This is a genomic window from Pseudomonas azerbaijanoccidentalis (assembly GCF_019145495.1).
GTDB lineage: Bacteria > Pseudomonadota > Gammaproteobacteria > Pseudomonadales > Pseudomonadaceae > Aquipseudomonas > Aquipseudomonas azerbaijanoccidentalis.
This window is the reverse complement of sequence record NZ_JAHSTU010000006.1, coordinates 288429-314314: the sequence shown is the minus strand read 5'-3', so window position 1 is coordinate 314314 and position 25886 is coordinate 288429. Positions and strand designations below refer to the sequence as shown.

The 25886-nt window shown below is 61.3% G+C and carries 26 protein-coding genes; 3 read left to right on the top strand and 23 right to left on the bottom strand.

Features of this window, described 5'->3' with window-relative positions:
• Positions 1-77: 77 nt before the first annotated feature.
• From KVG88_RS20920 to KVG88_RS20825, 20 genes are all read right to left on the bottom strand, one after another.
• Complete coding sequence (locus tag KVG88_RS20920) at positions 78-1304, bottom strand: beta-ketoacyl-ACP synthase (protein ID WP_217872634.1); 1227 nt, start codon at positions 1302-1304, stop codon at positions 78-80.
• Complete coding sequence (gene fabG / locus KVG88_RS20915) at positions 1304-2032, bottom strand: 3-oxoacyl-ACP reductase FabG (protein WP_217872633.1); 729 nt, start codon at positions 2030-2032, stop codon at positions 1304-1306. Before fabG ends, KVG88_RS20920 begins: the two co-directional genes overlap by 1 nt.
• On the bottom strand, positions 2029-2490 hold the full coding sequence (locus KVG88_RS20910; RefSeq protein WP_150703441.1) for a hotdog family protein: 462 nt from the start codon (positions 2488-2490) through the stop codon (positions 2029-2031). The genes fabG and KVG88_RS20910 overlap by 4 nt, the downstream gene beginning before the upstream one ends.
• Positions 2487-3683, bottom strand: coding sequence for a beta-ketoacyl-[acyl-carrier-protein] synthase family protein (locus KVG88_RS20905; protein ID WP_217872632.1), 1197 nt, complete (start codon positions 3681-3683; stop codon positions 2487-2489). Before KVG88_RS20905 ends, KVG88_RS20910 begins: the two co-directional genes overlap by 4 nt.
• A complete protein-coding gene (locus KVG88_RS20900; protein WP_217872631.1) occupies positions 3680-4279 on the bottom strand; it encodes a hypothetical protein in 600 nt (199 codons plus the stop codon). The genes KVG88_RS20905 and KVG88_RS20900 overlap by 4 nt, the downstream gene beginning before the upstream one ends.
• Positions 4279-5004: a class I SAM-dependent methyltransferase gene (locus KVG88_RS20895; RefSeq protein WP_217872630.1), complete on the bottom strand. Its 726-nt coding sequence runs from the start codon at positions 5002-5004 to the stop codon at positions 4279-4281. Before KVG88_RS20895 ends, KVG88_RS20900 begins: the two co-directional genes overlap by 1 nt.
• Positions 5001-6248 (bottom strand): NAD(P)/FAD-dependent oxidoreductase, encoded by a 1248-nt coding sequence (locus tag KVG88_RS20890; RefSeq protein WP_217872629.1) that lies wholly within the window; start codon positions 6246-6248, stop codon positions 5001-5003. Before KVG88_RS20890 ends, KVG88_RS20895 begins: the two co-directional genes overlap by 4 nt.
• Positions 6235-7392 carry a cation:proton antiporter gene (locus KVG88_RS20885; RefSeq protein WP_217872663.1) on the bottom strand — a complete coding sequence of 386 codons (1158 nt, stop codon included), beginning with the start codon at positions 7390-7392 and terminating at the stop codon, positions 6235-6237. Before KVG88_RS20885 ends, KVG88_RS20890 begins: the two co-directional genes overlap by 14 nt.
• A complete protein-coding gene (locus KVG88_RS20880) occupies positions 7392-9731 on the bottom strand; it encodes an MMPL family transporter (RefSeq protein WP_217872628.1) in 2340 nt (779 codons plus the stop codon). The genes KVG88_RS20885 and KVG88_RS20880 overlap by 1 nt, the downstream gene beginning before the upstream one ends.
• Positions 9715-10419, bottom strand: a complete 705-nt coding sequence (locus KVG88_RS20875) for an outer membrane lipoprotein carrier protein LolA (protein ID WP_217872627.1) — start codon at positions 10417-10419, stop codon at positions 9715-9717. Before KVG88_RS20875 ends, KVG88_RS20880 begins: the two co-directional genes overlap by 17 nt.
• On the bottom strand, positions 10416-10841 hold the full coding sequence (locus KVG88_RS20870) for an acyl-CoA thioesterase (protein WP_217872626.1): 426 nt from the start codon (positions 10839-10841) through the stop codon (positions 10416-10418). Before KVG88_RS20870 ends, KVG88_RS20875 begins: the two co-directional genes overlap by 4 nt.
• On the bottom strand, positions 10834-12378 hold the full coding sequence (locus tag KVG88_RS20865) for an HAL/PAL/TAL family ammonia-lyase (RefSeq protein WP_217872625.1): 1545 nt from the start codon (positions 12376-12378) through the stop codon (positions 10834-10836). The genes KVG88_RS20870 and KVG88_RS20865 overlap by 8 nt, the downstream gene beginning before the upstream one ends.
• The gene (locus tag KVG88_RS20860; protein ID WP_217872624.1) at positions 12359-13300 is read right to left on the bottom strand and encodes a lysophospholipid acyltransferase family protein; all 942 of its coding nucleotides are present in this window, start codon (positions 13298-13300) and stop codon (positions 12359-12361) included. Before KVG88_RS20860 ends, KVG88_RS20865 begins: the two co-directional genes overlap by 20 nt.
• The gene (locus tag KVG88_RS20855; RefSeq protein ID WP_150703452.1) at positions 13297-14031 is read right to left on the bottom strand and encodes a glycosyltransferase family 2 protein; all 735 of its coding nucleotides are present in this window, start codon (positions 14029-14031) and stop codon (positions 13297-13299) included. The genes KVG88_RS20860 and KVG88_RS20855 overlap by 4 nt, the downstream gene beginning before the upstream one ends.
• Before the next feature lie 163 nt (positions 14032-14194).
• Entirely contained in the window at positions 14195-15874 is a 1680-nt protein-coding gene (locus KVG88_RS20850; protein WP_217872623.1) for an acyl-CoA synthetase family protein, read from the bottom strand.
• Positions 15871-16416 carry a COG4648 family protein gene (locus tag KVG88_RS20845; RefSeq protein WP_150703454.1) on the bottom strand — a complete coding sequence of 182 codons (546 nt, stop codon included), beginning with the start codon at positions 16414-16416 and terminating at the stop codon, positions 15871-15873. Before KVG88_RS20845 ends, KVG88_RS20850 begins: the two co-directional genes overlap by 4 nt.
• Positions 16413-16667, bottom strand: a complete 255-nt coding sequence (locus tag KVG88_RS20840) for an acyl carrier protein (RefSeq protein ID WP_007992314.1) — start codon at positions 16665-16667, stop codon at positions 16413-16415. The genes KVG88_RS20845 and KVG88_RS20840 overlap by 4 nt, the downstream gene beginning before the upstream one ends.
• Before the next feature lie 9 nt (positions 16668-16676).
• Complete coding sequence (locus KVG88_RS20835; protein WP_150703455.1) at positions 16677-16937, bottom strand: phosphopantetheine-binding protein; 261 nt, start codon at positions 16935-16937, stop codon at positions 16677-16679.
• The gene (locus tag KVG88_RS20830) at positions 16918-17727 is read right to left on the bottom strand and encodes a lysophospholipid acyltransferase family protein (protein WP_150703456.1); all 810 of its coding nucleotides are present in this window, start codon (positions 17725-17727) and stop codon (positions 16918-16920) included. The genes KVG88_RS20835 and KVG88_RS20830 overlap by 20 nt, the downstream gene beginning before the upstream one ends.
• Positions 17703-18428 (bottom strand): beta-ketoacyl synthase chain length factor, encoded by a 726-nt coding sequence (locus KVG88_RS20825; protein ID WP_150703457.1) that lies wholly within the window; start codon positions 18426-18428, stop codon positions 17703-17705. The genes KVG88_RS20830 and KVG88_RS20825 overlap by 25 nt, the downstream gene beginning before the upstream one ends.
• A gap of 353 nt (positions 18429-18781) precedes the next feature.
• Here KVG88_RS20825 and KVG88_RS20820 point away from each other — a divergent pair, with 353 nt between their 5' ends.
• Positions 18782-19552 (top strand): ParA family protein, encoded by a 771-nt coding sequence (locus tag KVG88_RS20820; protein ID WP_217872622.1) that lies wholly within the window; start codon positions 18782-18784, stop codon positions 19550-19552.
• Between the two features lie 94 nt (positions 19553-19646).
• On the opposite strand, the gene trxC is transcribed toward KVG88_RS20820, so the two are convergent.
• The gene (gene trxC / locus KVG88_RS20815) at positions 19647-20081 is read right to left on the bottom strand and encodes a thioredoxin TrxC (protein ID WP_217872621.1); all 435 of its coding nucleotides are present in this window, start codon (positions 20079-20081) and stop codon (positions 19647-19649) included.
• A 270-nt stretch (positions 20082-20351) separates the two neighbouring features.
• Between trxC and mazE the strand changes: the two genes are divergently transcribed.
• Together mazE and mazF are read left to right on the top strand one after the other, a co-directional pair.
• Entirely contained in the window at positions 20352-20621 is a 270-nt protein-coding gene (mazE, locus tag KVG88_RS20810) for a type II toxin-antitoxin system antitoxin MazE (protein WP_217872620.1), read from the top strand.
• Positions 20621-20983: a type II toxin-antitoxin system toxin MazF gene (gene mazF / locus KVG88_RS20805; protein WP_217872619.1), complete on the top strand. Its 363-nt coding sequence runs from the start codon at positions 20621-20623 to the stop codon at positions 20981-20983. The genes mazE and mazF overlap by 1 nt, the downstream gene beginning before the upstream one ends.
• Positions 20984-20989: 6 nt before the next feature.
• On the opposite strand, the gene selO is transcribed toward mazF, so the two are convergent.
• Positions 20990-22453, bottom strand: a complete 1464-nt coding sequence (gene selO / locus KVG88_RS20800; protein ID WP_217872618.1) for a protein adenylyltransferase SelO — start codon at positions 22451-22453, stop codon at positions 20990-20992.
• A 48-nt stretch (positions 22454-22501) separates the two neighbouring features.
• Positions 22502-25855 carry a mechanosensitive channel MscK gene (gene mscK / locus KVG88_RS20795; RefSeq protein ID WP_217872617.1) on the bottom strand — a complete coding sequence of 1118 codons (3354 nt, stop codon included), beginning with the start codon at positions 25853-25855 and terminating at the stop codon, positions 22502-22504.
• Positions 25856-25886: the final 31 nt, after the last annotated feature.

The following is a 25886-nucleotide window of genomic DNA, read 5'->3' as shown; positions in this document are numbered from 1 at the left end:
AGGTCAGAGCAGGCGACATCAATGTCGCCTGACAGTCCGCTATCGCCAGCAAGCTGGCTCCTACCCGATTCGCGCTGTTACACCCAGCGTTTGAAAATCAGCGAAGTATTTACCCCGCCAAACGCAAAGTTATTGTTCATCACAAACTGATTGCTCATCTGCCGAAACTCGCCGCGCAGGTAATCGAGTTTGCCGCAGTGCGGGTCGACTTCGTCGAGGTTCAGGGTGTGTATGTACAAGTCGCGGTTGAGCATTTCGATGCTGAACCAGGATTCCAGTGCACCGCAGGCGCCGAGGGTGTGGCCGAGGAAGCTTTTCTGAGAGCTGATCGGCATGTGTTCGCCGAACAGGCTGCTGGTGGCTTGGGTTTCGGCGATGTCACCCTGCTCGGTGGCAGTGCCATGACCGTTGACGTAGCCGATGTCCGACGGTTGCAGCCCTGCGTCTTCCAGTGCCAGTTCCATGGCTCGGCGCATAGTGACTTGCTCGGGACGGGTGGTGTGCTGGCCGTCGGCGTTGCTGCCGAAGCCGACGATTTCGGCATGTATATGTGCGCCGCGCGCCAAAGCGTGTTCCAGCTCTTCGAGCACCAGCATGCCACCACCTTCACCAATCACCAGGCCATCGCGGCCGCTGTCATAAGGGCGTGGGGATAGCTGCGGGGTGTCGTTTTTCAGGCTGGTGGCGTAGAGCGCGTCGAAGACCATGGCTTCGGTCGGGCACAGCTCTTCGGCGCCACCGGCAAGCATCAGTGGCAAGCGGCCAAACTTGATCGCTTCGTAGGCATAACCGATGCCTTGGCTGCCGCTGGTGCAAGCGCTTGAAGTGGGGATCAGGCGCCCGGTGAGGCCGAAAAAGATGCTGATGTTCGCCGCCGTGGTGTGCGGCATCATCCGCACGTAGGAGTTGGCATTGAGCCCTTCGGCCACCGAGTTGAGCAGCATGTTGCCGAACGCCTTGATCTCGTCGGTGCTGCCAGTCGATGAACCGCAAGCGACGCCCATGCGTCCGTCCTTGATTGATTCGTCACCGAGCAGCCCGGCGTCGGTCAACGCCTGTTCCGCTGCGCCAACCGCCAGCCGCGAAACCCGGCCCATGCTGCGCAGTTGTTTGCGCGTCCAGTGACTCGGCACTTTGAAATCGTCGATGGGTCCGGCCAGACGTGTATTGAGTTCGGTGAAGCGATCCCACTCGTCCATCCGGCGGATGCCGCTGCGGTTGGCCGCAAAGCTCTCGGCGATGGTGTCCCAGTCGCTGCCCAGGGACGTGATGCCGGCCATGCCGGTGACGACGACGCGCTTCATCAGCACAGGCCTCCATTGACGGCCAGAACCTGCCGGGTGATGTACGAGGCTTCCGCCGACATCAGGAAATTCACCGCGCCGGCCACCTCTTCAGGGGTGCCCATGCGCTGTGCGGGGATCATTTTCATCAGTTCTTCCACCGGCACGTTTTCGTCGAGCATGGCTGTGTCGATCAGGCCGGGGGCGACACAGTTAACGGTGATTTTGCGCTTGCCCAGCTCAATCGCCAATGCCTTGGCCGCGCCGATCAGCCCGGCCTTGGAGGCGCTGTAGTTGACCTGGCCACGGTTGCCGATCAACCCGGACACCGAGGTGATGCAGACAATCCGTCCGGCGGCGCGACGACGAATCATCGGCATCATCACCGGGTGCAGCACGTTGTAGAAACCGTCGAGATTGGTGCGCATCACTACATCCCAATCATCCTCGCTCAGCGCTGGAAAAGCACCGTCACGGGTCAGTCCGGCGTTGAGCACCACGCCGTAATAGGCGCCGTGGGCTTCCACGTCGGCCTCAAGAATCGCTTTGCAAGTGGTGCGGTCGGAAACGTCGAATTGCAGGATGCGCGCATGCCGCCCCAAGGCTTCGATTTCGGCCTGTACGGCCGTGGCCTCGGCCAGGCCGCTGCGGCAATGCAGCACGATGTCATGCCCGGCCTGGGCCAGGCGCAAGGCGATGGCGCGGCCGATGCCACGGCTGGAACCGGTGACCAGTACGGATTCAGTCATGACTGGACTCCTGCAGGTTCATGAAGATAGTGGGCCGCTTGAGGCGGGCGATACACGTTCAGACGGGCGCTGGCGTGAATGCCGGCCCCGTTTATGTGGCATTCGAACACGCCCATGCCGTTGTCGTCTTCCAGCGAGCGGAGGCCGTGGATGGTCAATTCGGTGCCGGCCGGAAAACTTTCGACGTTGCATTCGAATTTACGACTGCCGAGCAGGAAACCCAACGCCACCGCATCGCCACGCTGGCGCGCATGGCAGCCGGCGAAGGCTGCAACGCTCTGAGCCATCAGTTCGATACCGACCCAGGCCGGCAAGCTGCCGTCGGGGAGGCTGAACAGGCCGTCGGGCTTGACGGTGAGACGGGTGTGAATCTGCTCGTCATCGAACGCCAGGATCTGATCGATAAAGATCATGTCGCCAGCGTGGGGCAGCAGTTCGGCGAGCGGCCAGTCAATCATGGGGCGTCTCCGATAATCAGGCTGACGTTGTTACCACCGAAGGCGAAGGAATTGCTCATCAGGTAGCGAGGTCCAGTGGACGCCAGGCGATCGGCCGGGGTCACCCATTTCAGGGGCGGGAGGGCTGGATCCGCCTGACCGTCCCAGATATGCGGCGGCAGATTGTGCTGGTGATTTTGCGCGCTCAGGCTCAACCAACAGAATGCGGCCTCCAGCGCCCCAGCGGCGCCGAGGGTATGACCGGTCATGGGTTTGGTGGAAGAACAGGGCACGCCAGCCGGGAACAGCGAGGCCACCGCCTGACTTTCCATGGCGTCGTTGTGCTGGGTGGCGGTGCCATGCAGGTTCAGATAGGCGATCTGCTCCGGGAGCAGGCTGGCGCCTTTCAAGGCTTTGTGCATCGCCTGCTGTGCGCCACGGCCGGTCGGTTCCGGCGCGGAGATGTGGTGCGCATCGGAGCTGGCGCCGCTGCCAAGCAAGGCAATCGACGGGCCGTCGCCGGATTGTTTGCTCATCAGGAACAGCACGGCGGCTTCGCCGATATTGATGCCGTTGCGGTTCATCGAAAACGGGTTGCAGCGCTGATCGGACACCGCTTCCAGCGCCGAAAAACCATTGAGCGTCAGCTTGCACAGCGTGTCGACGCCACCGCACAGCACCACGTCGCACACGCCCAGATCAAGCAGGCGCTGGGCGCTCATCAACGCGCGGGCGCTGGAGGTGCAAGCGGTCGAGATCACGTAGGCCGGGCCGCTCAGTTGCAGCCAGTCGGCGAGGAAATTGGCCGGGGCGCCGAGCTCCTGTTGCTGGTAGTCGTACGCGTCCGGAAACTGTTGCTCACGAACATAATGGGCCAGCCCCTGACTGGCTTCATCAATGCCTGAAGTGCTGGTACCCAGCACCACGCCGATGCGATGGCGGCCGTAAGTCTGGATCGCTTGCTCGATGTCCGGGTGAATTTGCAGGGCGGCTTCAAGCAACAGTTGATTGTTTCGGCTGCGCTGCCGGCTCAGCTCTGCAGGTATGGCTGCCAGTTCGCCCTGTACCGCGCCTACCGGCAACGCACGCTCCGGCACCCAGCCAGCCTCACTGCGCATGCCGGAGCAATCGCCAGCGAACAGGTTGCGGGCGACTTGCTCCTTGCCGCGCCCCAGCGAGCAAATCACCCCGAGGGCGTTCAGGTAGGCCGTCATGGGGTGTCACCGCTCAGGGGCGTGATTTGATAGGTCGGGCCTCTGCTCAGTCTCAATTCGAAGCTCAGTGGTTGTGAATAGCGAACGTCCCAGCGCTCCGGCAGCGAACGTTGCGATCCGTGCTGCCAAGCGTTGGGATAGTTGCCTGACAGTTCATTTTCAGGGGTCAGCGCAAACAACAACGCGGCAAATAATTCCCGGGCTTCCGGATTCGGCGGCAGCAAGCCGTCAGCCTGCCAATCGTTGCCCAGCAGTTTTTGGCGTGCCTGCGGAATACCCAGCAAGTCCATCATCGACCAGCGCAGGGCCGGGCCTTCCTGCTGGATCACCAGCACCCAGTCCTGACGTTGTTCGGCTTGCAGACGCTGGATGTGCAATTGCAACGGCAACGAAAGGCTCGGCGTTTGCTCGGGCAACGGCGGCTGGCTGGCGCATGCGCTGAGCAATAGAACGATGACGAACAACAGAATGCCGGTGATCCCCGTGGGAGCTAGCCTGCTAGCGATGGCGGCGACACAGGCGGCAAACCGGATGACTGACCCACCGCTATCGCGAGCAGGCTCGCTCCCACAAATTATGCGTTCAGCAATTGGCATCACACGGCACCTTCCAACGGTTTGCGCGCGACCACATTGACCAGGGTTTCTTCCCGCTGGCCAAAAGGCTTCGGCTGGCGCAGACCCAGGCGTTCAAGCAGGCCGAAATCCTTGGCGCGGCTCCACCACAAATACGGGTAAGACACGTTGTTCGCCGTGAACTGAAAACCCTTTTGACGAATCATCTCCAGGTACTGCGCGGCGCTCTTTTGTACGTGCATCGGGTGGCGGAACAGCCACCGAATCACCCAGGTATCAATGTAAGCCTCGGTCGATTCGGCGAACAGCAGATAACCACCGGGTTTAAGCACGCGATAGAACTCAGCCAGCGCCTGTTCCTGTTCAACCAAGTGATGAAAGGTCTGGTGGCAGAACAACAGATCGACGCTGGCGTCGGGCACGGCGAGGGTCGCGCAATCGCTGCCGATCAACTCCACCGTCATACCTTGATTGACCGCTTCTTCACCACTCTGTTTCAGGCTTCGCGGGTCGGCGTCCACGCCGATCAGACGGCCGGGCATGAAGGCCTGGTGCAGATAGCGAAACGATTTGCCCTGGCCGCAACCGGCGTCGAGCAACACTGGGTGCGTCGGCAGCGCATCGCTGAACAGGTTGCGCAAATCGTTGATCGCCACGCGCAGCACATGATGCTGCCACGTGTGACTGCGCAGGAACCACAGACCGAAACGGGTTTCTTCGACGTACGTGTTGCTCAAGTAGCTCATGTGGCATCCCTGGCACAGAGTTCCGACAGCATCCGCAGTCGGCGTTTGGGTTCGGCGACGAACGGGTTGCGCTCATCCCAGGCATAGCCGGCGAGGATCGAACTGATCATGCGGCGGATATCCGGAGCACCGCCGGGAAAATAAATCACGTCCTGGAAAGTCCCGGCGTACCAGCCCTCGACGTAGCAGCGGAAGGTATCAACGCCGCGCTTGAGCGGTTCGGCGAACTCGCCTTGCCAGTCGACCGTTTCGCCTTGCAACTGCCGGTGCAGCACCGCGGCAGCCATGCTCGCCGAACGCATGGCGATGGTCACGCCGGAGGAAAACACCGGATCGAGAAACTCCGCCGCATTGCCCAGCAAGGCAAAACCCGGTCCGTGCAGGGTTTTGACATTGGCGGAGTAGCCGCCGATGGTGCGCGCCGGCGTATCCCAAACGGCGTTGTTCAGTACCCCGGACAGGCTCGGCGTCTCGGCAATGAAGCCGCGCAGGCACTCGTCCAGATTGTCAGTGCGGCCTTCAAAGTGCTCCGCGGCCGCGACCACGCCGACCGAACAACGACCATTGCTGAACGGGATGGTCCAGAACCAGATATCGCGCTGGGTGGGATGGGTGGTGACCAGGATTTTCGTGCGGTCGAAATTCGGGTTGTCGATATGGTCTTCGACATGGGTGAACACGGCTTGGCGCACCGGGAAGTTCGACGGTGCCTCCAGGTCGAGCAAGCGCGGCAGGACGCGGCCATAGCCGCTGGCATCGAGCATGAAACCCGCTTCGATCCGGTACTCGCTACCGTCTTCGCGTTGAACGCCGAGCAGTGGTTTGGCTCGATCGATATCGACGCTGACGATGGTTTCGCCGTAGCGGATTTCCACGCCTTGCAGTGCGGCCTGATCCGCCAGCAGCTTGTCGAAATCGGCGCGCTGGACCTGAAAAGTCGTCGGTTTGCCCTGCGTGAACGTGTCACCGAAATCGAAGGTGCTGTAGCGCTCGCCCCAGGCGAAAGCAGCCCCGGTTTTCAGCTGGAAACCGGCCGCGTTGACGGCGTCGAGCATGCCCGCTTCTTCGACGAAATCCAGGCAGTGGGACAACAGGCTTTCGCCGATGGAAAACCGGGGGAAATGCTGCCGCTCGATGACCAGCACGTCATGGCCCTTGCGCTTGAGCAGCGCCGCGGCGATGGCGCCCGAAGGGCCGGCTCCGATGACCACGATCGGGTGACGTTGTAATTCAACGGTTGGCATGGTGGCTCCTTGCCGGGGCGGCAGCGTTCAGGGGAATCCGGTGCATACCGGCGAGTGCCGGCAGCAGTGTCGCGATCAGGCCCATCAGCATCAAGGCGAAGTACAGCGCCGGGCTGATCAGCTGTTGTTGCAGCAGCAGGTTGAGAAAGACGATCTCGCTCAGGCCGCGAATGTTCAGCAGTACGCTTTCCCGCCAGCGGCTGGCACCCTGAAACGAGGCGCCGGCCCAGCCAAGGCCGATCCAGTTGCCCAGCAATTTGCTGACGATCGGCAACAGCAATAATGCCGCCAGTTGCAGCCAGCCGAGGCTTTCCATCGCGCTGTGTACGTTGATCTGCACAATGCCGAACGTGAGGATCAGCGGAATGGCACAGTAAGTCTGCAAACGGTTCATCCAAATGGCCGGCAACGGCAGCACCAGCGGCGCTTTCAGGGCGGCCATGATCAGCACATAGCCGATGCCGAAAATCAGCGCATTGAGCTTGTAGTGTTCGGCCACCACCAGCAGGGCAAAAAAGCCCAGGCTGTATAGCCACAACTGGCGCAGGCCGAGTAGCCGCAGGAATACCGGCAGGCAAGCGCCGGCCAAGGGCAGCAACAGGCTGCTCAGGTGCAGGCTGCCTTGGGCGATGCCGAACAGGGTCCAGCAGGCGAGGTCGATCAGGATCGCGGTCTGCACCAGACGCCGGGTGGCGGCGGGTGGGTAATCGATGTGACGCAGGTAGAGGTACAGTACCGGGATGGCGGTAATGGCGAACAACAGACCGACCGCCAGCGAGCTGATCCACGGTTGCGGCGGCAACAGCCAGACGGCCGTGACCAGGCCACAGGCAAACGGAATGCAGAAACTCGGCAGGGCGATCTTCAGGCTTTGGCGATCCAGTTGCAGGTCGATCACATCGCTGAGGATGTAGCCCAGCAGCAGTGCGAAGCTCAGGCTGTAGAGGTTTTTCAGCCAGCCCGGCGAGACCAGCGCGGCGCCGCTCAGTTGCCATTGCGGTTCGATCCAGAAGTACATCAATAGCGGTAGGCCGATGGTCGCCAACAGCAACTGGCTGACGATCGGGATCAGGCCGAAGTGGCGTCCGACCCGGGTCGCCACGGCGAACAGCGCCAGGGCCATTGCCCAGAACACAACGACCATCACGCTGCCGGCTCCGCGACGGGCAGGGCCTGCACATGGCGCCCGGCCCAAGGGGCAAGCAGAAAACTGAAGATCAGGCCCAGGCTCACGGAAAGACCAAAATTGCTTACTGCCGGCGTGCTCGACACGGCCAGCAGGCCGAACGACAGCCAGGTGGTCAACGCGGCCAGCAAGGTGCCCAGCAGGCTCACAGCGGCGCCGCCGACCTGTTCGCGCATGAGGATCGCGTAGTCGACGCTGATCGCCGTCACCAGCAGCAGCCCGAACAGACTGAAGAGCGTCAGCGGCTGTCCCAGCCAACCAAGGCTGGCCAGGCTGCACAACGCCGCCAGCAAAGGCAGGGAGACGATGCGCAACGCCCCGCCAAGACCGAACGGCAGGATCAACACCAGCACGATCAGCGCGCAGGAAGCGAGTTTCAGTTCGGCGGCACTGATCTGGGTGGCTGCGAACACGCGGTTCAGCTCGCCCAGTCGATCCACCAGCACCACGCCCGGCAGGTCTTCCGCCTGAACTTGCAGCAAGGTTGGGTTGTTCACACCTTGCAGGCTGACCATCGCGGCCACACCGTCGTCGGTTGGCCCTAGCCACAACAGGCGATAGGGTTCGGCCAACGGCCCGGCCAGCGCTGCGTCGATGTCTTCAATGGGCAGCGTTTGTAACTGGGCCAATTCCGCTTGCAGCGCTTCGACCGGCACGCCGACGTCCAGCAGTGGCTGCCAGAATTGCGGCAGTTTGCCCAAGGCTTCGCGAACTGTTTGCTGGTTGTCTGGCTGGCTGACCAATTGGTCGAGCGACAGATAGCCCTGGAGTTTTTCCAGATTGACCAACTGATCCAGACGCTCGCTCAAAGCGCTCGACCGTTCGAGCAACTGCTGTTGATTGGCGGCCCGCACCAGGAAGAACTGGCTGGTGGGTTGATAACCGGTAATGCGCGCGATGGCTTGCGCTTCGTCGGTCAGTTGCTGGGGTGCACCGACCCATTGGCGAATGTCGTTTTTGGTGTCCAGTTGCAGCAGGCCACCGACGCAGAAAGCGATCAACAGCGACAACAACACAGGCGTGCTCAGGTGTTTGAGCAGGTCTTCGCGGCGCGCCAGCAAAAATTCGGACACGCGCAGCGGCCATTGCGCCGGGCGCAACTCCACACCCTTGAGCAGTGCCGGCAGCAGGCACACGGCTGACAGGTACGCACCCAACAGACCGGCGGCGGAGAACACGGCGATCTGGGTCAGCGCCGGGAACGGGGTCCAGGCCAGCGCCAGATAACCGATGGCGCTGGTGATCAGGCTCAGGGTCAGGCCCGGCAAGGTCAGGCGTAGCGCCGGCCAGCTCCGCCAGGGTTTGAGGCTCCAGCTCTTGGACAGGTAGTGCAGTGGGTAATCGACTGCGACACCGATCAGGCTCGAACCCAGCACCAGTGTCATCACATGCATGTGACCGAACAACGCCACGCACGCCACGGCACCAAACAGCATGCCCACCAGTACCGGGACAAACGCCAGCAACACACGCCAACGCCGGAAAGCCAGCAGCAGCAACAGCAGGATGCCGATCGTGGCGCCGCCACCGACCCAGGTCATCTCGCGGGAAGCCTGCTTTTGCCCGTTGGCGGCATAGAGCAAACCGCTGGCGGCCAACAGTTGCACGTCAGCCTTGGCCGCTTCTTCGCGGCTGTGCTGGAGCAGGTCGGCCACTTGCAGCGGCAGGCTCATGTCGAAGGCGTTGCCGGTGGTGCGTGCGCGCAGCAGCACCCAGCTCTTGCCATCGGCGTCGGCGATCAAAGTGCCGCTGCCGATGTCCAGTTGCACTGCGCCGTGCTGCGGCTGGCTGTTCTGGATGCGCCCGGTCAGGCCCAGCCAGTCGTCCTGGCTCGGCACCAGGCTGAAACCGGTGAAGGGGTCGAACAACGCCTGCACCCGTTGCTGAATAAAGGCGTCGGGGTGCTCGATCAGTTGCTGTCGGTCGTCGGCGGAGAGCATCGCCAATCGACCTTGCAGCAATTGCGCGCGCAGCGCCGGCAAGTCAGCTTGCAGGTTCCACTGGACCTTTTCGAACAGGCCGCTGGCTTGCCATTGGTCGCCCAGTGTTCGCGCTGTCGCGATGGCTTGCTCTCGATTTTCATGGCCGACCAGCACCAGCATTTCGCGGTTCAGTGGTTCTTGCATGCGCTGTTCGGCGCGCTGCTCCAACGCGTCCGGCGCAGTGCCGGGCACCAGTTCCATCAGGTTGGCCGACAACGGAGCACCGTCGCGCCATTGCCACCCGGCGAGCGCGATCACTGCCAGCAGCAGGATCAGGAACAGCCACGGCAGCCTGCGTTCACTGAGCAAAGTCATTTTGCTCCGCGTCACTCAACGGTTGGGCGCTGGTGCTGTCCTGCATGCGCAACAAGGTGCTGTCACCCTGGGTTTCAAGCAGTTCGATGCTGTGCACCAGTTCACCACCGGTGATGTTGATCTGGTTGAACACCTGCTTGAGCAATATCGAGCGCGGCAGCAGTGTCAGTTTCCAGCTCTGCGCATCGCCACTCAGCGACAGCTCGAAATCCCGTTGCAGTCCGCTGCTGTCACCTTGCAGTACGGCGAGGAACAAACGGTTCTGTTCGGCGCCAGCGCTCTTGCCCGGCAGCATTTGCCAACCGTTGGCGTCACGACGGGCAATGCCTTTGTCGGTGATGCGGTAATCCTGCTGCAACGGTGATTTGAGCAGCCACAGCAGACCGTGATTTTTCGCCAGCACGAACGTGCCTTTGCTGGTCAGCGGCTTTGGCAGGGCGCGCAGGTGTTTTTCCTGGGTGAATTGGCCGTGGATGACATCCGGCTTGGCCAGTTGATCGCTGAGTTGTTGCAGGTCGAATGCCTGAGCGAGCCCCGGAATCGCCAACAACACGCAGAACACTGTAGGAGCGAGTTTGCTCGCGAAAAACCTGAGAGCGCTGCGAGGTGTCAGGTGCCCAACGTCATCGTTAACGACCATCGCGAGCAGGCTCGCTCCCACAGGGGAACGGGGGCGGCAGACAATCATGGCAGAGCCCTCTCGACCGCATCGGTGAAGACCTTCGGCGAAGCCAGTTGCATCTCGCGATTGCTCATGTCCACGGCCACCTGCACGGAGACCGCGCGGGTCAGGCGTTCACCGGTTTGCGCGTCGCTGATCAGGTAATTGATCTTCAGCCGGTTCTCCCACTCCACCAGATTGGCGCGCACGTTGAGTTTCTGACCGAACACCGCACCGCGTACATAGCGCAATTGCAGGTCGATCACTGGCCACGCGTAGCCCGACTCGGACATGGCGTTGTAGTTGTGGCCGATCTTGTCCAGCAGCGCACAGCGGGCGACTTCCAGGTATTTGATGTAATGGCCGTGCCAGACGACGTTCATGCTGTCGACATCAAAGAACGGCACGAGGATTTCCGTATCGGTGTGAAGCACTCCCTTGCTACGCATGCAGCCTCCAGTGTTGTGCGGCGATGCGTTGCAGACACAGGCGCAATTCGCCTTCCAGCGCGCGGTCTTCGATGACCGGCGGGAAATCTTTGCCCAACGCTTCATGCATGGCCGCGAGCGCTGGCGGCAGTGGTCGCGCGTCTTCGGCCTGACCGCGCAGCCATACGCCTTGGTTGGCGGCGAGCAGCGTGGCGGCGGCGACTTGTTCGGTCAGCTCCAGCACACGGATCGCATCGCGGGCGGCGATGGTGCCCATGCTCACCTTGTCCTGGTTGTGGCACTCGGTGGAGCGCGAGAACACGCTGGCCGGCATGGTGTTTTTCAGCGCTTCGGCGGTCCAGGCACTGGTGCCGATCTGCACGGCCTTGAAGCCGTGATTAAGCATCGCCCGATCAGCCGTGGCGCCGGACAGGTTACTCGGCAAGCCATGGTTGTAGCGCTCATCCACCAGCAAGGCGAGTTGCCGATCCAGCAGATCGGCGACGTTGGCCACGAGGTTTTTCAGGCTGTCCATGGCGAACGCGATGTGGCCGCCGTAGAAGTGCCCGCCGTGCAAAACCCGCTCGGCTTCGGCGTCGATGATCGGGTTGTCGTTGGCGCTGTTGAGCTCGATCTCGATGAACGAACGCAGCCAGTTGAGGCTGTCGGCCAGCACGCCGAGGACGTGAGGCGCACAACGCAGGGAATAGCGGTCTTGCAGGCGATGCAGCGGCGCGGTCGGCGCGTCGATCGCCAGATCCTTGCGCAGCCACGCGGCGACCTGCATCTGCCCCGGATGCGGTTTGGCGGCGAACAAGCGCTCGTCGAAATGCTCCGGGTTGCCTTGCAGCGCGACCACGTTTAACGCAGTGATGCGCGTGGCCAGTTGCAGCAGGTAATCGGCGCGGGCGAATGCCAGACAGGCGAGGCCCGTCATCACCGCGGTGCCGTTCATCAACGCTAGGGCTTCTTTCGGACGCAGCACCAACGGCTGCCAGCCGAGTTCGCGATGCACATCGGCGGCTTGTCGACGTTCGCCACGGAACATCACTTCGCGTTCGCCGGACAGGGTGGCAGCGACGTAGGACAGCGGCGTCAAATCGCCGCTGGCGCCGACTGAGCCTTCTTCCGGAATCAGCGGCAGGATGTCGTGCTCAAGAAACGCTTGCAGGCGTTCCAGCAGTTCCACGCGCACCCCGGAAACGCCGTGGCACAGCGACTGTAACCGCGCCGCCAGCACCGCACGGGTGGCCTGAGCGTCGAGCAGTTTGCCCAGCCCGCAACCATGGAACGTGTACAGGTGCTGCGGCAACGCTTCGACGTGATGCAGCGGCACTGCCACCACGCAGGAATCGCCGTAACCGGTGGTCACGCCGTAGATCACGCCTTCCTTGTCCAGCAGGGAGTCGAGGAACCGTGCGCCCTTGGCGATGCGCTCGCGATACGCGGTATCGTCCTGCAGCTGCGTCGGTGCCTGACGGTTGGCCAGGGCCAGCACGTCTTCGATACGCAAAGGGAGTTCGCCGAAGGTTACCGGCTCAAGCGTGGGCGTCGTCATCGGTCTTCCAGAAAGGGTAAAAGTTGAACCATTGTTGAGGCGCGTCGAGGCAATAGTGACTCAGGCGCTCGGCGTAGCGGGAGGCCCACTGATGAATGACCTGCTCACGGTCGCTGCGCTTCCACGTTATCGAGCCCGCGAACGGTTCAATGGTCAGGCGATAGTCACCGTCGGGCTTCTTCAGGCACAGCAGTAAGTTGACCGGGCATTTCAGCAGGCCGGCCAGCAGCCATGGCCCTTGGGGAAACGCGGCCGGGTAACCGAGGAAATCCACGGTTACGCTACGCCCGCCATGCAGCGGCACGCGGTCGCCGGCAATCGCCAGCCACTCGCCGCGTTCCAGGCGGTCGTGCAGTTGCAGCATGATCACCGGGTCCAGTTCGCTGACCTGGATCAGGCGCAGATTAGTCGCACCGGCCTCGCCCAGCAAACGGTTGAATTGCTCAGCGTGCTTGGTGTGCACCAGCACATTCATGGTGACCTTTTCGCCGATTTCCGCGAGTGCGCGACAGACTTCGAGATTGCCCAGGTGCGCCCCGACCAGCATCTGTCCACGTGTACCGCGCAGCTGATTTCGCAGCAGTGCCGGGTCGATGATTTCGATCTGCTCGATACTCAGCTTGCCGTTCCACACGTCGAGCTTATCGAGCATGGAATCGGCGAACGCCATGAACTGGCCGAACACGCGCCAATGGGTCGGGCGCAATTCGTTGCGGCCGCTCCAGTCGGCCAAACGCTGCTGGAACTGCCAGGCGCTCAGGCGGGCGCTGCGGCCAAACAGGAAGAAGTACAAGACGATGCCGTACAGCAACGGGCTCAACAGTCGGCGACCGAGTACTTTGGCGGCGAGGGCGGTGAATTTCATCAGCCAGAAGCTGCCGCGTTCCTCGCGGTCGGCCCAGTGTTGTTTTTCTGTACTCATGCTCGCCACCGTCGCCAGAGGATCATCGGAGAGCGCAACAACATGCCGAAGAACAGCCGGGTGTGCATGCTCGAAATCAGCACGTTGTCGTGGAACATGCGGAAATGCGAAACACCGTCCAGCGGATAGTGGACTTTGGTTTGCAGCCACTGCATCGGCTGATTGCGCCAGGCCAGGCGCACCAGAATGTCCGAGTCGAAATCCATACGCTTGCCGATTTTCGCGGTGTCGATCAATGCCAGGACCGGCGGCAACGGGTAGACACGGAAGCCGCACATGGAGTCGCGAATCTGCAGCGACAGGGTGTTGATCCAGACCATGACGTGGGTCAGGTAGCGGGCGTACAGGCGACCTTTGGGCACGCTTTCATCGTATTGCGGGTAACCGCAGATCACCGCGTGGGGATGGTTGCGTGACCGTTCGATAAACCGTTGCACGTCTTGCAAGTCATGCTGACCGTCGGCATCCACCTGCAAGGCATGGCTGAAACCCAGGCGCGAGGCTTCACGCAGGCCTGTCATCACCGCCCCGCCCTTGCCCTGGTTGGCGGCGAGGCGAATCAGGTAAACCATGTCACGCTGGGCCAGGCGGTCGAGGACCCTGGCACACGCCGGGCTGCTGGCATCGTCCACCAGAATGCACGGCAGGTTACAGGCGATCAGGGCATCGACCACGGTGGTGATCGCGGTTTCATGGTTGTAGACGGGGATGATTGCGCAGGGGCTATGCATATTGACTCACACCTCGCCCTTGTAGCAGCTGGCGAAGCCTGCGTTCGGCCGCGAAGCGGTCGTCACCCGGCAATCGGGTTCCTTCAGGAGAGTCGTGGTGCTCCACAGGCGAGCGCTTCGCGCTCGGACGCGGCCTTCGGCAGTTGCTACAAAAAATCCTGACTTACTCACCGTTCGCCTCCAGCAAAATCCGCCCACTGGAGCACGTTGCGGTTTCATTGCGATAGGCGAAATACAGCTTGTTGCGCACCGGGTCGAAGCGCAGGTGCAATTGGACTTCATCGCCTGGACGCACCAGTTGCTGGAACTTCAGCACTTCCATGCCGGCGAATTTCTTCGGCAGGTTCATCAATTGCTGGCCCAGGTTCAGCGCCCATTCCACCTGCACCACCCCGGGCAGTACCGGTGCGGTGGGGAAGTGGCCGCTGAAGTAGGCAAGGTCCGGCGGCACGGCGAGTTGCAGGCTCCATTCGCCCGCGGTTTCGGACTGCTCCAATACTTCCGGGGCCTTGGGGCGTGGTGCCAGCAGCAAGGCTTCGACTGTGGTCTGGGGCAGTTTGCCTTGGCTGTTCACCGGCATTTGCCGCAACAAGCGCCAGCGTCGTGGCAGGGCCAGCGCTTCGCAATGCTCGCTCAAGTGTTGGCGCAACTGCGCGGTGAGCGTGCGTCGACCTTGATTGCGCAAGGCATGCAGACCCGCCTCTGTCAGAACCACTAGCGCCCCCAGCGAGGCGCGGTTTTCCTGGACGACGCCAAGCCGTGCTTCGGCCACCCAGGCGTGGGCCACGAGTGCCTGCTCCAGCATCGGCAGCGAGATGCGTTTCTCTTCCAGTTTGACGATGCGGTCCAGTCGACCCAGCAGTTCGAAGCGGCCATCACTGGCGATTCGCGCGGCATCCGCAGTGTGCTCGACGTGCCCGGTGGGCAAGTAGGGTGAGGCGATGAGCAGTGCGCCGTCATCGTCCTGGCTCAGTTTGACATCTGCAAACGGCTGCCAGAGTGCCAGTCCTTGGCGCCAGGCGATGCCGCCAGTTTCCGAGCTTCCGAAAATTTCCGTCGGCCACTGATGCAAGCGTTGGTGCAGGCTCTGGGCCGCCTCGGTCGGCAACGCGCCTCCGGACGAAAACACCCGGCGCACTGCGCTCAATGAAGGCCAATCGAGGTTATCGCCCATGCGCTTGAGCAGCGCCGGGCTGGCGACCCAGGCAAAGGCCGGATGCTCGCGACTGGCGCGTTGCAGGTCTTCCGGGAAAGCCAATTGCCTGCGCAAGAACGGGCGTCCGGCGCACAGCGGCCACAGCACTCGAAACAGCAGACCGTAGATGTGTTGCGTGGCAACGCTGCCGATGATCCAGGCCGGGCCAAGATCCGCACCCCACAGCTGTTCCAGGGCTTCGACCTCATTGGCCAGTTGCCGCAAGGATTTTTCGATGCGCTTGGGCTCACCGCTGGACCCGGACGTGCACAGGCTCAGCCGACATTGATCGAGATCCAGTGCCGCAGCATTGAGCGGTGATTGCCGGTAATCGCTCAGGTGCGCATCGTCGGGCTGATCGGTCATCCACACGTCCACGTCATTCGACCAGCGTTGACGGGTTTGTGGTTGCAGGTCGGCCGGCAGTAGCACGCTGACCCCGGCACGCCAGGCACCCAGCAGGGCAATCGCCAGCTCGGCGGCGTCTTCAAGGTGCACGGCCATGCGCTGCACGCCTTGGGCTTGCAGGCCGGCGGCCAGGCTCAGGGCCTGTGCGCACAGGTGTGCGTGATCGAGTTGCGGGTCGGCCGTTACGGCACGCTCCGGCTCGGCCTTGAGCAGCAACTGCTCAAGTTTTATCCAATTCATGGGTGGCCTCGTACCCGTTGTCGTATCAGCCATTCAATGGCAAACATCAGGCCTATCAATCCGTAGGAAATCAGGCCGGTGTACAACATCCACCAGCTCAGCGGCGCCCACAGCGTCAGGGCGGCGGCGCACAAACCGTTGCAGAGAAAAAACACACTCCAGGCGATAGTCACCTGGCGGGTATAGCGAATGGCTTTGGCGGGCAGGTACGGTTCGCGCAGGCGGGCCAGTCGTTCGACCATTGGCGGGCCGTATTTCAGGCTCAACCCGAACAGCGCGAGCATGAAAGCGCTGATCAGCACCGGATACCAGCGCAGCAGCGCCGGGCTGTCGAACAGTGCCAGCAGCAGGCAAAACACGATGGCTGCCGAGGCCATCCACAGGCTGCCGGGTTTATGGCGGCCGCTCACCGCGCGAGCCAGCCACAGACTGCCCAGCAGCAGCCCAAACTGCCACGGCGCGAAGTGCTCCATGCCGAAATACACCGCAAAGGGGTACAGCAGGCCCGCCAGCAGCAGGCCAAGGCCGATCAATCGGCTCATGCGGCCGGTTGAACCAGACGGTAGACCGCCTCGACGACGTCGCTGACGGTACGCACCGATTTGAATTCTTCGGCGGCGATTTTCTTGCCGGTCTGGCGTTTGATGTGGTCGATCAGGTCGACCGCGTCAATGCTGTCGATTTCCAGGTCCTGATACAGATTGGATTCGAGGCTGACGCGCTCGGGGTCCAGTTCAAACAGCTCGACCAAGGCATCGCGCAGGGTGTTGAAAATGTCGTCACGAGTTTGCATGGTCCGGTCTCAAGCTGCCTGTTTTGCGGTGACGAACGCCGCAAGGCTCGCCACGTTGCTGAAGTGATTGCGCGTGTCCTTGGCGTCGGCATCGATTTTGATGCCGTACTTTTTCTGGATGGCCAGGCCGAGTTCCAGAGCGTCTACGGAGTCCAGGCCCAGGCCTTCGCCGAACAGCGTCTGGTCATCGCCGATGTCGTCGACACTAATGTCTTCAAGGCCGAGGGCGTCGATGATAAGCATTTTGATATCACGGTGCAGATCGCTCATCTTCGGCGAGCTCCTTAATAAAGTAAGAATGTAGGTAATCATTGAGCTTGCGCGAGGCCTGAGGGGCCGGGCCTAACGCAGCAAAGGCCTGTGGGTCTATATCGGCCCCAACGCGGAAACTGAAGTGCACGCGACGCTTTGGGATCCGATACCAGGGCTCCGCCTTGGTCAAAGTCGTCGGGTTGACCTTGATCACCACGGGGGTGAGGATTTTCGCACCCCGCACGGCAATTGCCGCTCCCCCCCGATGAAAGGCCGGCGCCTGACCCGGCTGGGTACGGGTGCCCTCGGGAAAGATGATCAGGGTTTGACCTTCTTTCAGGGCGTCGGCAGCGGCATCGAGCATGTCCATGCTGCCATCGTTGCTGATGTATTCGGTGCGCCGCAGCGGACCGCGCGTGAAGGGATTTTCCCAGAGGCTTTGCTTGACCACACAGTTGGCGTGCCGCACCAGGCCGATCAGGAACACCACGTCGATCAGCGAGGGATGATTGGCAATAATCATCTGCCCTGGGCGTCCGAGCTTTTCTGCACCCTGAATGTCATAGGTCAACACGCCGACGCGGGCCATGAACTGCACGAAAAACCAGAAACAGCGGCTCACCATGTGCCGCGCGCGCAGGCGGTGAGTCCGGGCATCACCCGGCAGGCAGCCGAGCAATGGGAAAACAATCAGGCGCAGGCACAACCCGCCCAGCCCGAAGAGGGTGAAGCTTGCAGCGGTAGCCAGCAGACGCCAATAGTAGGCGTCGCGGTTTTTCTCGGTCATGGGTTGCGTTGCCAGGTCCATACACGATTTTTCCAGGCATGTTGGCAGGTGGTTTGCTGGCCCAGCAGCGTTCGCAACAGATTCAGCGCGTGGGGCCAGCGAGTTTTGGACAACGCATCCGAGGGGCTGTTCAGGGACAGCTGCCAGTCATTGCCAGGCGTGATCAACAGGCCGACGGCGTACGGAAATGGCACGTCATCGATCCACGTCGAATAGGCTTTTGGCGGTTGTTCTTCCGTCACCACCAGCAACACTGCCGGCGCGCCTTCATTCAACAACGCGGCGGCTTCCAGCATGCCGTGTTCCAGACCGTCGCCGGCTGCGGCAAGGGCGGTCATCTCGCTGGTTTCACCGCGCATGATCGACCACAGGCCGATGATCGCGTTGTGCACCGACAGGCTGAACTGGGTCGGTGACAGCGGTTGTTCTATGGCCAGTTCGCTGAGAATGTCGAAGGTGCGCGGGGTTTCGCCGTGCCGGGAAACAAAGACCAAGGGCAAATCCTGACGCCCCTCGGCCAAGGGCCAGCCGACACTGAACGCCATCCGCGCCAGCCGGCTGAGACGTCGGCGCTGCATGGCCGGCAGAAACGAGACGTCCGGGGCCGCATCGCTGCCCGGCAGTACGACGGGTTGTCGACTCCAGGCCTGCCAGTCGTCCACGCTTTCGAGCCCCGGGGCCCACGCGCGCCACTGGGCGATGTTGAAATTGATCACAGACATTCATCCCGCCCCTGGGGCTTCCTTGACGCGGTGAGTGGCGCAAATGCACGGCGCACCCTACGTGGCGCGAGGCGCCGAGTGGTGCGCATTATCCCGGTGCGACGAACGTGTAGCAAATGCTGGTTACATTTTGCTCAATGAGATGTACCGGTTAGTTCGCGAAAACTGAACGACTGCCAATTATTCACATTTTCATCAGTCCGTCTGTCGGCTCTGGCGGCGATTTAACGAGGTGTTTGCCCGGTTTCAAGCCAGAGATGACGACTGACTGTGTAGTCCCTTGCCGGGGAGCTAGCGAAGCAACACCATCGACCACTACACTCGATCATTCTTTGATACACGGAGGTTTTGACATGCGGCGCGTGGTGTTCAATCAGAAAGGTGGGGTAGGCAAATCCAGCATTGCCTGCAATTTGGCGGCAGTCAGCGCCAGTGAGGGTTATCGCACCCTGTTGGTGGACCTCGATGCCCAAGCCAACTCCACTCAGTACCTGACGGGCCTCACCGGTAGCGACATTCCGATGGGGATTGCCGATTTCTTCAAGCAGACCCTGTCTTCAGGGCCTTTCTCCAAGAAAAACCAGGTCGACATCTACGAAACCCCGTTCGAAAACCTCCACGTTGTCACCGCCACGGCGGAATTGGCGGACCTGCAGCCCAAGCTCGAAGCCAAGCACAAGATCAACAAGCTCAGAAAATTACTGGAGGAGCTGAGCGAAGATTATGATCGAATCTACCTCGACACCCCGCCAGCGCTGAATTTCTACGCGGTTTCTGCGTTGATTGCCGCTGATCGTGTGCTCATTCCCTTCGATTGCGACAGTTTCTCGCGTCAGGCGCTGTATGGCCTGCTGGCGGAAATCGAAGAATTGAAGGAAGACCATAACGAAGGATTGGAAGTGGAAGGCATCGTCGTCAACCAGTTCCAGGCCCGTGCCAGCCTGCCCCAGCAGATTCTCGACGAGCTGATTGCCGAAGGCCTGCCGGTGTTGCCGGTGTATCTGGCCAGTTCGGTGCGCATGCGTGAGTCCCATCAGGCCAACACGCCGCTGATCCACCTCGACCCACGACACAAGCTGACGCAGCAGTTCGTCGAGCTGCATAACCTGCTGGAAAATGCCTGAGAAACAAAGAGATCGCAGCCTGCGGCAATTCCTACGGATTGGACGCTGATGCCCCTGTAGGAGCTGCCGCAGGCTGCGATTTTTTAGAGCTGTGTCAAATCCCCTGACTACGCAACCAACTCATCAACTGCGGTAACGGGAAGGCCCCGCTCTGACGTGCGATTTCCCGGCCGTTCTTGAACAAAATCAGGCTCGGAATCGAGCGAATCCCCAACTGAGCCGACAATTGCTGGTTGGCCTCGCTGTCCAGCTTGGCCAGTCGGCACTTGCCGGCCAATTGCGCAGCGGCCTGTTCAAAAACCGGCGCAAACGACTTGCACGGCCCACACCAGTCCGCCCACACGTCCACCAGCAACGGCAGATCGCCCTTGATCTGGCTGGCGTAGTCGCCCTGTTTCAATTCGAAAGGCTTGTTCAGCAGGACGTCGGCCTTGCAGCGCCCGCATTTTGGGTGGTCGCCCAGGCGCTCGGCGGGGATGCGGTTGAGGCCGTTGCAGTGTGGGCAGGGGATGAGCAGGGGATCGGACATTGTCACGCTCCAAAGGGTTGAGCAATCAATGACCCTGATCTGGAGTCACGCGTGGGATTAATCAAGTCCGCGGGTTCATGGTTACAGGGGTAGCGGTCGTAATTGCACACATGTTCCCGGTATTGAGGTTTTATTCGGGAGCTACGCTGGAAGCAACTCGGTGCCCATTCGGCTTGTGAGGTGTTCGCTTTGACTTTTACGGCGTGCTACTTTTGTTGCACTTACTCAGGGTTTGAAACCTCTCAATTTCTATCGGATAGGAGTTTTCCCATGTCCGTGATTTCCAAAATTCGCCGTCAGGGTGGCGCTGCGGTGATTACCCTCCCACCCACTCTGCTTAAGCTGCTGCATCTGGAGGTTGGAGCGCAGCTTGAATTGAATGTGGTGGACGGTGAGCTGATTGCCCGCCCGGTTTCACTACCTTCTCGCAAACGCTACAGCCTTGCAGAGCTTCTTGAAGGCTCCGAAGAGATGGCGCAACTGAACAAAGAAACTGAGCCAGCTCGTGAAGGCGGACCAGTCGGTCGGGAGTTGGGTTGATGGTTCGTCGTCAGGCCCCGCAACGGGGAGATGTTTATTGGATTGACCCAAACCCTGTAAAAGGTCGGGAGATGATGAATCGCCATCGTTTTGTGGTGATCACGCCAGGAGAAATCAATTCGCTTGGCGTCAGCATGACCGTGCCAGTGACCAGCGGTGGGAGTTTTAGCCGAAGCTCCGGACTGGCGGTCATCGTCTCCGGCCACGAAACGAACGGCGTTGCAGTGTGCAACCAGGTACGTAGTTTTGACATCGAGCAGCGAGTGCGTGACGGCTCGGCCAAATTTATCGAGCGGCTTGATGACGTTACGATGGCTGACATCGTTGCGCGAGTCGTCAGTGCCATCGATCCTCTGGATTGAACCCTGTCACGACGAACAACTGATCTCCAGATGCTTGCCCCATTCCGGCGGCCGCTCGGCGTAGTTTTCCATCCCCGGTTGTTCTTCGAACGGCTTGCTCAGTACGGCATGAAGACGACGCACTTCTGAGTAATCGCCGTTCTCTGCCGCATCGATGGCTTTTTGCGCCAGATAGTTGCGCAGGATGTACAGCGGATTGACCGCGTGCATCCGCTCGCGACGTTGCTCCTGGTTCAGCTCGCCTTCACGGGCGACACGGGCCACGTAGAGCTCGCCCCAAGCATCGAAGCCCTTGATGTCGACGAAGTCATCGCGCAAGCGAGCGATGGCCGCGGCGGGTGAATCCTCGCCCAGTCGCCGGAAGAACTGGGTGTAATCGACGCCGCTGTTTTGCATCAGTTGCAGCAGGTGTTCCAGCAGTTTCTGGTCGTCCTCTTCAGCCGTGGTCAGGCCGAGGCGACGGCGCATCAAGTCCAGGTAATGGGCCTGGAACAGCGGCAGGTACAGGCCGAGGGTTTCGCGCAGGGCCTCGACGCTGATGAACGGCGTCAGGGCCTGGGCCAACGCGCTGAGGTTCCACTGGCCGATCGGCACCTGGTTGCTGAAGGAATAGCGGCCCTGGTCATCGGAGTGGTTGCAGATGAAATTGGCGTCGAAGTCGTCGAGGAAGGCGAACGGGCCGAAGTCGAAGGTGATGCCCAGGATCGACATGTTGTCGGTGTTCATCACGCCGTGGCAGAAACCATAGGCTTGCCACTTGGCGATCAGTTCGGCGTTGCGCTCGACGATCTCGCGGAACATCGCCAGATACGGTTCCGGTTGCTCAAGGCATTCGGGGAAGTGCATGGCCAGCACGTGATCGCCGAGTTCTTTCTGCTTCTCGGGGCGCTTGGTGTAGTAGAAATACTCGAAGTGCCCGAAGCGTACATGGCTCGGTGCCAGACGCAGGACCATGGCGGCGCGTTCCTGTTTTTCACGCCAGACCGGGGTGTCGGAGCCGATCACGCACAGAGCGCGGGTGGTCGGGATGTTCAGCGCGTGCAGGGCTTCAGAGGCGAGGAACTCGCGGATCGAGGAGCGCAGCACAGCGCGGCCATCGCCCATGCGCGAAAACGGTGTCTGGCCAGCGCCCTTGAGGTGCAGGTCCCAGTGCTCGCCGGCCTCGTTGTACACCTCGCCCAGCAACAGCCCACGACCGTCGCCCAGTTGCGGATTGTATGAACCGAATTGATGCCCGGAGTAGACCATCGCCCGCGGAACCGCGTCGGCCCAGAGCTTGTGGCCGCTGAACAGCTCGGCGAACTCGGGCGTGTCGGCCACGGCCGGGTCGAGATCCAGCAGGGCCATGGCGGCCGGGCTCGCGACTACGAGGCGCGGATTGTCGATGGGCTCGGGCAGCACGTGGGCGGAAAACGTATCGCCCAGGCGGTCGAAGCGATTATCGAAGGTCAGTTCGTCGAGGGCTTTCAAGGGCCGGCTCCAGCAGAATGTCCGAGCATTCTGCTGGGGAAAGGCCGGTTAGTCGAGTTTGGCGGCAGGTGGCATTTGCGGTGGTTGTTTGCCATCGGTCAGCGGCACGATGGTTTTCGCTTCCGGCTCGATCGGCACCATTTTGTATTCCTGGCCGTGCAGGTTCTTGAGGTAAACCTCCATTTGCCGGAACGAGATGTTGATGTGCTGCTTCTTGAACTCGCGATTGATGAAGCGGTTGACCTCATCGAGTACCGGGTTGCGGTCGCCAAGGTCGCGCACATGCATGCGCAACTCGTGGTCGAGGGTGCTTTCGCCGAAGTTCAGGAAATACACGTGCGGCTCGGGTTCTTTGAGAACCCGTGGGTTTTCCCGTGCGGCCTTCAACAGCAGCTCCTTCACCAGATCAAGGTCGGAACCGTAGTCGACCCCGAGCTTGAGCGTTACCCGGGTGATGGTGTCGGTCAGCGACCAGTTGATCAGTTGCCCGGTAATGAATGTCTTGTTCGGGACGATGATGTCCTTGCGGTCGAAGTCGGTGATGGTGGTGGCGCGGATGCGGATCTTGCTCACCGTGCCCGAGAGGTTACCGATGGTGATGGTGTCGCCGATCCGCACCGGGCGCTCGAACAGAATCATGATGCCGGAGATGAAGTTGGCGAAAATCTCCTGCATGCCGAAACCGAGGCCCACCGACAGCGCCGCCACCAGCCACTGCAACTTGTCCCAGCTCACGCCGAGGGTCGACAGCGTCGAGACGAAGCCGACACCGGCGATCACGTAGGACAGCAGCGTGGTCGTGGCGTAGGCGCTGCCCTGAGCCAGATTGAGCTTGGACAGCACGAACACTTCCAGCAAGCCGGGCAGGTTGCGCGCCAGGGCGAAGGTGATGCCGATGATGATCAGTGCGCCGAGCATGTCGCCGATGCTGATCGGCACCATGCTCATGTTGGCGCCGGTGCCGCTGGTGTATTCGTAGAGGGTGATGTTGTCCAGATACGAGAACACGGTGATCAGGTCGGCCCAGACCCAATACAGCAACGCCATGAAACCGCCGAGCAGGGCCAGGCGAATCAGGCGCAGGGACTGCTCGTTGACCTTCTCGATGTCCAGGGTCGGTTCTTCGATCACCGCTTCGCCGTCGCCGGCCTCTTTGGCCGCCTGACGTTTGGCCAGGGCGCGCTGGTAGGCCAAGCGACGTGCGGCGACGCTCAGGCCGCGTACGAACGTGGCTTCGATCACCAGCCAGAACATCAACAGGTACAGGGTGTTGATCAAGCGGTCGCTGAGTTTCAGGGCGGTGTAGTAGTAGCCGAAGCACACGGCCACGAACAGCGCGACGGGCAGGGCGGTGAACATGATGCCCACGGCCTTGCGGAACAGCGAGGCGTTTTCGTGGGTCGGGCTGCTGATCAGCAGGCGGCTGAGCAGCAAAGTCATCAAGGCGTAGCAGGTGAGCACCACCGGCATGCCGATCACGTCGTCGGCCAGCCCGGCCGGTTGCAACTCGGCAACGGCGACCACCGCCACCAGGGCCATCACCACCATACCGAGGCGGCGAACCCAGCCGCGAAGGAATTCGACCTGGGGCTTTTCCCAACGGAAATGCAGTTCGGCCACGCCGCCTGGCGCGAGAATCCGGTAGGCGGTGTAGAACACCAGCCACGCCTGGGCCATTTGCAGCAACGCTGCGCCCATGTTGGCGTTTTGCCCGCGGGCATCGATCTGCAGGGCCAGACCGCAAAGGGCCAGACCCAGCGAGACCGGCATCGCCAACAGGATATTGATCAGGATCGCCTGCGGCGTGTGCCACTGGCTGTCGCGCTTGAAGTGGCCGATGTCCTGGTGAACCTTGTTCAGGCGGGCATACAGTTGTTTGCGACGCCACAACAGGGCTCCGATCAACAGTGCCAGCGGCAGGAACAGCAGCGGTCGCTGGGTCAGGCCATCAGTCAGTTCGCTCAGGCTTGACGCCAGCGGCAGGGTATCGACCTGACGTTGCAGGCGATCCGGCACGCTGTGGATCCATTCAAGGTCCAGCGGTTTGTTGCTGGGAATCCAGAACATTTGCTCATCGAGCGTTGCCCGCAGGCTTTGTGCGGTGCTGAGCAATTGTTTCTGATTCAGTTGCAGGGTGATGGATTCGTTGAGCACCGCGCTCAATTCGCGGTTCAGGCGTTCCAGCAGGTCAGCGCGGGTCGTCGCCAGCTCCAGCAGGCTCTTGCGCAGCTGCGGGGTGACTTGCTCCGGTGGCTGGGTCGCCAACAGGTTGTCGACGTAGGTGGCCGGATTGCTGAGCAGTTCCCGTTGCTGGCTGACTTCGAACTGATAGAGGCGAATGTCGGCGATCTGGTCGGCAAGGTCACGGTCGACCTTCAGGCGCGGCAGAGCCTGCTTCTGTTTGTAGAGGATTTTCGAGAGCAGCAGGCTGCCTTTGAGCACGTTGATCTGTTCATCCAGCGCCGAGTCGCTCTGGGTCACGCTGTCGAGTTGTTGCTTGGTTTGCAGGTTCTTCTGGGTGACTTCGTTAAGCCGGTCAGTGCTTTTGAGCAAGTAGTCGGACAGCTTCAGGTTGGCGGTACTTTCAGTCGCCAGCAGGCTGCTGCCGCCGGCCTTCTGGGCTTCGATCGATTGCTGGGTAACCGTTTCCTGAGACTGCGCCAGACGCTTCTGGTTGATCAGGTTTTGCAGTTCCTGGATTTCATGGTCCAGGCGGTCGGACCGTTCCGACAGCAAGTCATGTTGGCTGTTGCCCAAGTCCTGCAATTGCGTGTTGCCGGCCAGTTCCTGGCGGCGCAGCGGAATCAGGGCGTTGAGGGCGGCGAGCTCGGCGTTGAGCTGGTCGCGCTGTTCGGCGCTCAGGGTTTTACCGGCATCTTTGCCGGCCTTGAGGATGTTGTTGATCTGCTGGATGCGGGTCTGGCTGCTGGAAATTTCCGCCTGGGCGCGTTCCGGACGGGTCTGGGCGGTGATGATCAGGCTGTTGGCGTCCGCCAGGGCTTTTTGCAGATCGCTTTGCTGGGTCGAGCGCTCGGTGAGCATTTGCTCGAGTTGCTGGATCGACTCTTTGGCGAAGCGTTGCGCCACCGGCACCACGGCGCTGGCCTTGAGACGCGTCAGCTCACGCTGGTTCTCGATGGTTTGCTTGGGGGCGGTGGCCAGTTGCTGCTTGAGATCGCTGAGTTTCTGCTCGTAGTCACGCTTATTGTTGAGCTGTGTCAGTGTGCCTTGCAGGATGGACTGCAAAGCCTTTTGATCGGCCTCCGGCAGTTTGCGGTCGGCGATTTTGTCCAGACTCGTCTGCACGGCATCGCGGGTGGGCGGTTCGGCGGCTTGCAAGGTGCCGACAGAGAGACTCAGGCCCAGCAGGGCCATGATGAAAAAGGTGCGCAGGCTTGACATAGAGACCGATCAAATACGAGGCGAAGAATGG

Excerpts from the sequence above, each read along its gene's own strand:
- KVG88_RS20870 (WP_217872626.1), bottom strand. The coding sequence starts at position 10,841 with ATGCGTAGCAAGGGAGTGCTTCACACCGATACGGAAATCCTCGTGCCG.
- trxC (WP_217872621.1), bottom strand. The coding sequence starts at position 20,081 with ATGTCCGATCCCCTGCTCATCCCCTGCCCACACTGCAACGGCCTCAAC.
- KVG88_RS20885 (WP_217872663.1), bottom strand. The coding sequence starts at position 7,392 with ATGGTCGTTGTGTTCTGGGCAATGGCCCTGGCGCTGTTCGCCGTGGCG.
- KVG88_RS20890 (WP_217872629.1), bottom strand. The coding sequence starts at position 6,248 with ATGCCAACCGTTGAATTACAACGTCACCCGATCGTGGTCATCGGAGCC.
- KVG88_RS20880 (WP_217872628.1), bottom strand. The coding sequence starts at position 9,731 with ATGACTTTGCTCAGTGAACGCAGGCTGCCGTGGCTGTTCCTGATCCTG.
- KVG88_RS20825 (WP_150703457.1), bottom strand. The coding sequence starts at position 18,428 with ATGTCTGTGATCAATTTCAACATCGCCCAGTGGCGCGCGTGGGCCCCG.
- KVG88_RS20845 (WP_150703454.1), bottom strand. The coding sequence starts at position 16,416 with ATGAGCCGATTGATCGGCCTTGGCCTGCTGCTGGCGGGCCTGCTGTAC.
- KVG88_RS20860 (WP_217872624.1), bottom strand. The coding sequence starts at position 13,300 with ATGAGTACAGAAAAACAACACTGGGCCGACCGCGAGGAACGCGGCAGC.
- KVG88_RS20900 (WP_217872631.1), bottom strand. The coding sequence starts at position 4,279 with ATGCCAATTGCTGAACGCATAATTTGTGGGAGCGAGCCTGCTCGCGAT.
- KVG88_RS20895 (WP_217872630.1), bottom strand. The coding sequence starts at position 5,004 with ATGAGCTACTTGAGCAACACGTACGTCGAAGAAACCCGTTTCGGTCTG.
- KVG88_RS20875 (WP_217872627.1), bottom strand. The coding sequence starts at position 10,419 with ATGATTGTCTGCCGCCCCCGTTCCCCTGTGGGAGCGAGCCTGCTCGCG.
- mazE (WP_217872620.1), top strand. The coding sequence starts at position 20,352 with ATGTCCGTGATTTCCAAAATTCGCCGTCAGGGTGGCGCTGCGGTGATT.
- KVG88_RS20910 (WP_150703441.1), bottom strand. The coding sequence starts at position 2,490 with ATGATTGACTGGCCGCTCGCCGAACTGCTGCCCCACGCTGGCGACATG.
- KVG88_RS20820 (WP_217872622.1), top strand. The coding sequence starts at position 18,782 with ATGCGGCGCGTGGTGTTCAATCAGAAAGGTGGGGTAGGCAAATCCAGC.
- KVG88_RS20905 (WP_217872632.1), bottom strand. The coding sequence starts at position 3,683 with ATGACGGCCTACCTGAACGCCCTCGGGGTGATTTGCTCGCTGGGGCGC.
- KVG88_RS20855 (WP_150703452.1), bottom strand. The coding sequence starts at position 14,031 with ATGCATAGCCCCTGCGCAATCATCCCCGTCTACAACCATGAAACCGCG.
- KVG88_RS20920 (WP_217872634.1), bottom strand. The coding sequence starts at position 1,304 with ATGAAGCGCGTCGTCGTCACCGGCATGGCCGGCATCACGTCCCTGGGC.
- KVG88_RS20850 (WP_217872623.1), bottom strand. The coding sequence starts at position 15,874 with ATGAATTGGATAAAACTTGAGCAGTTGCTGCTCAAGGCCGAGCCGGAG.
- KVG88_RS20830 (WP_150703456.1), bottom strand. The coding sequence starts at position 17,727 with ATGGACCTGGCAACGCAACCCATGACCGAGAAAAACCGCGACGCCTAC.
- mazF (WP_217872619.1), top strand. The coding sequence starts at position 20,621 with ATGGTTCGTCGTCAGGCCCCGCAACGGGGAGATGTTTATTGGATTGAC.
- KVG88_RS20840 (WP_007992314.1), bottom strand. The coding sequence starts at position 16,667 with ATGCAAACTCGTGACGACATTTTCAACACCCTGCGCGATGCCTTGGTC.
- KVG88_RS20865 (WP_217872625.1), bottom strand. The coding sequence starts at position 12,378 with ATGACGACGCCCACGCTTGAGCCGGTAACCTTCGGCGAACTCCCTTTG.
- fabG (WP_217872633.1), bottom strand. The coding sequence starts at position 2,032 with ATGACTGAATCCGTACTGGTCACCGGTTCCAGCCGTGGCATCGGCCGC.
- mscK (WP_217872617.1), bottom strand. The coding sequence starts at position 25,855 with ATGTCAAGCCTGCGCACCTTTTTCATCATGGCCCTGCTGGGCCTGAGT.
- KVG88_RS20835 (WP_150703455.1), bottom strand. The coding sequence starts at position 16,937 with ATGAGCGATCTGCACCGTGATATCAAAATGCTTATCATCGACGCCCTC.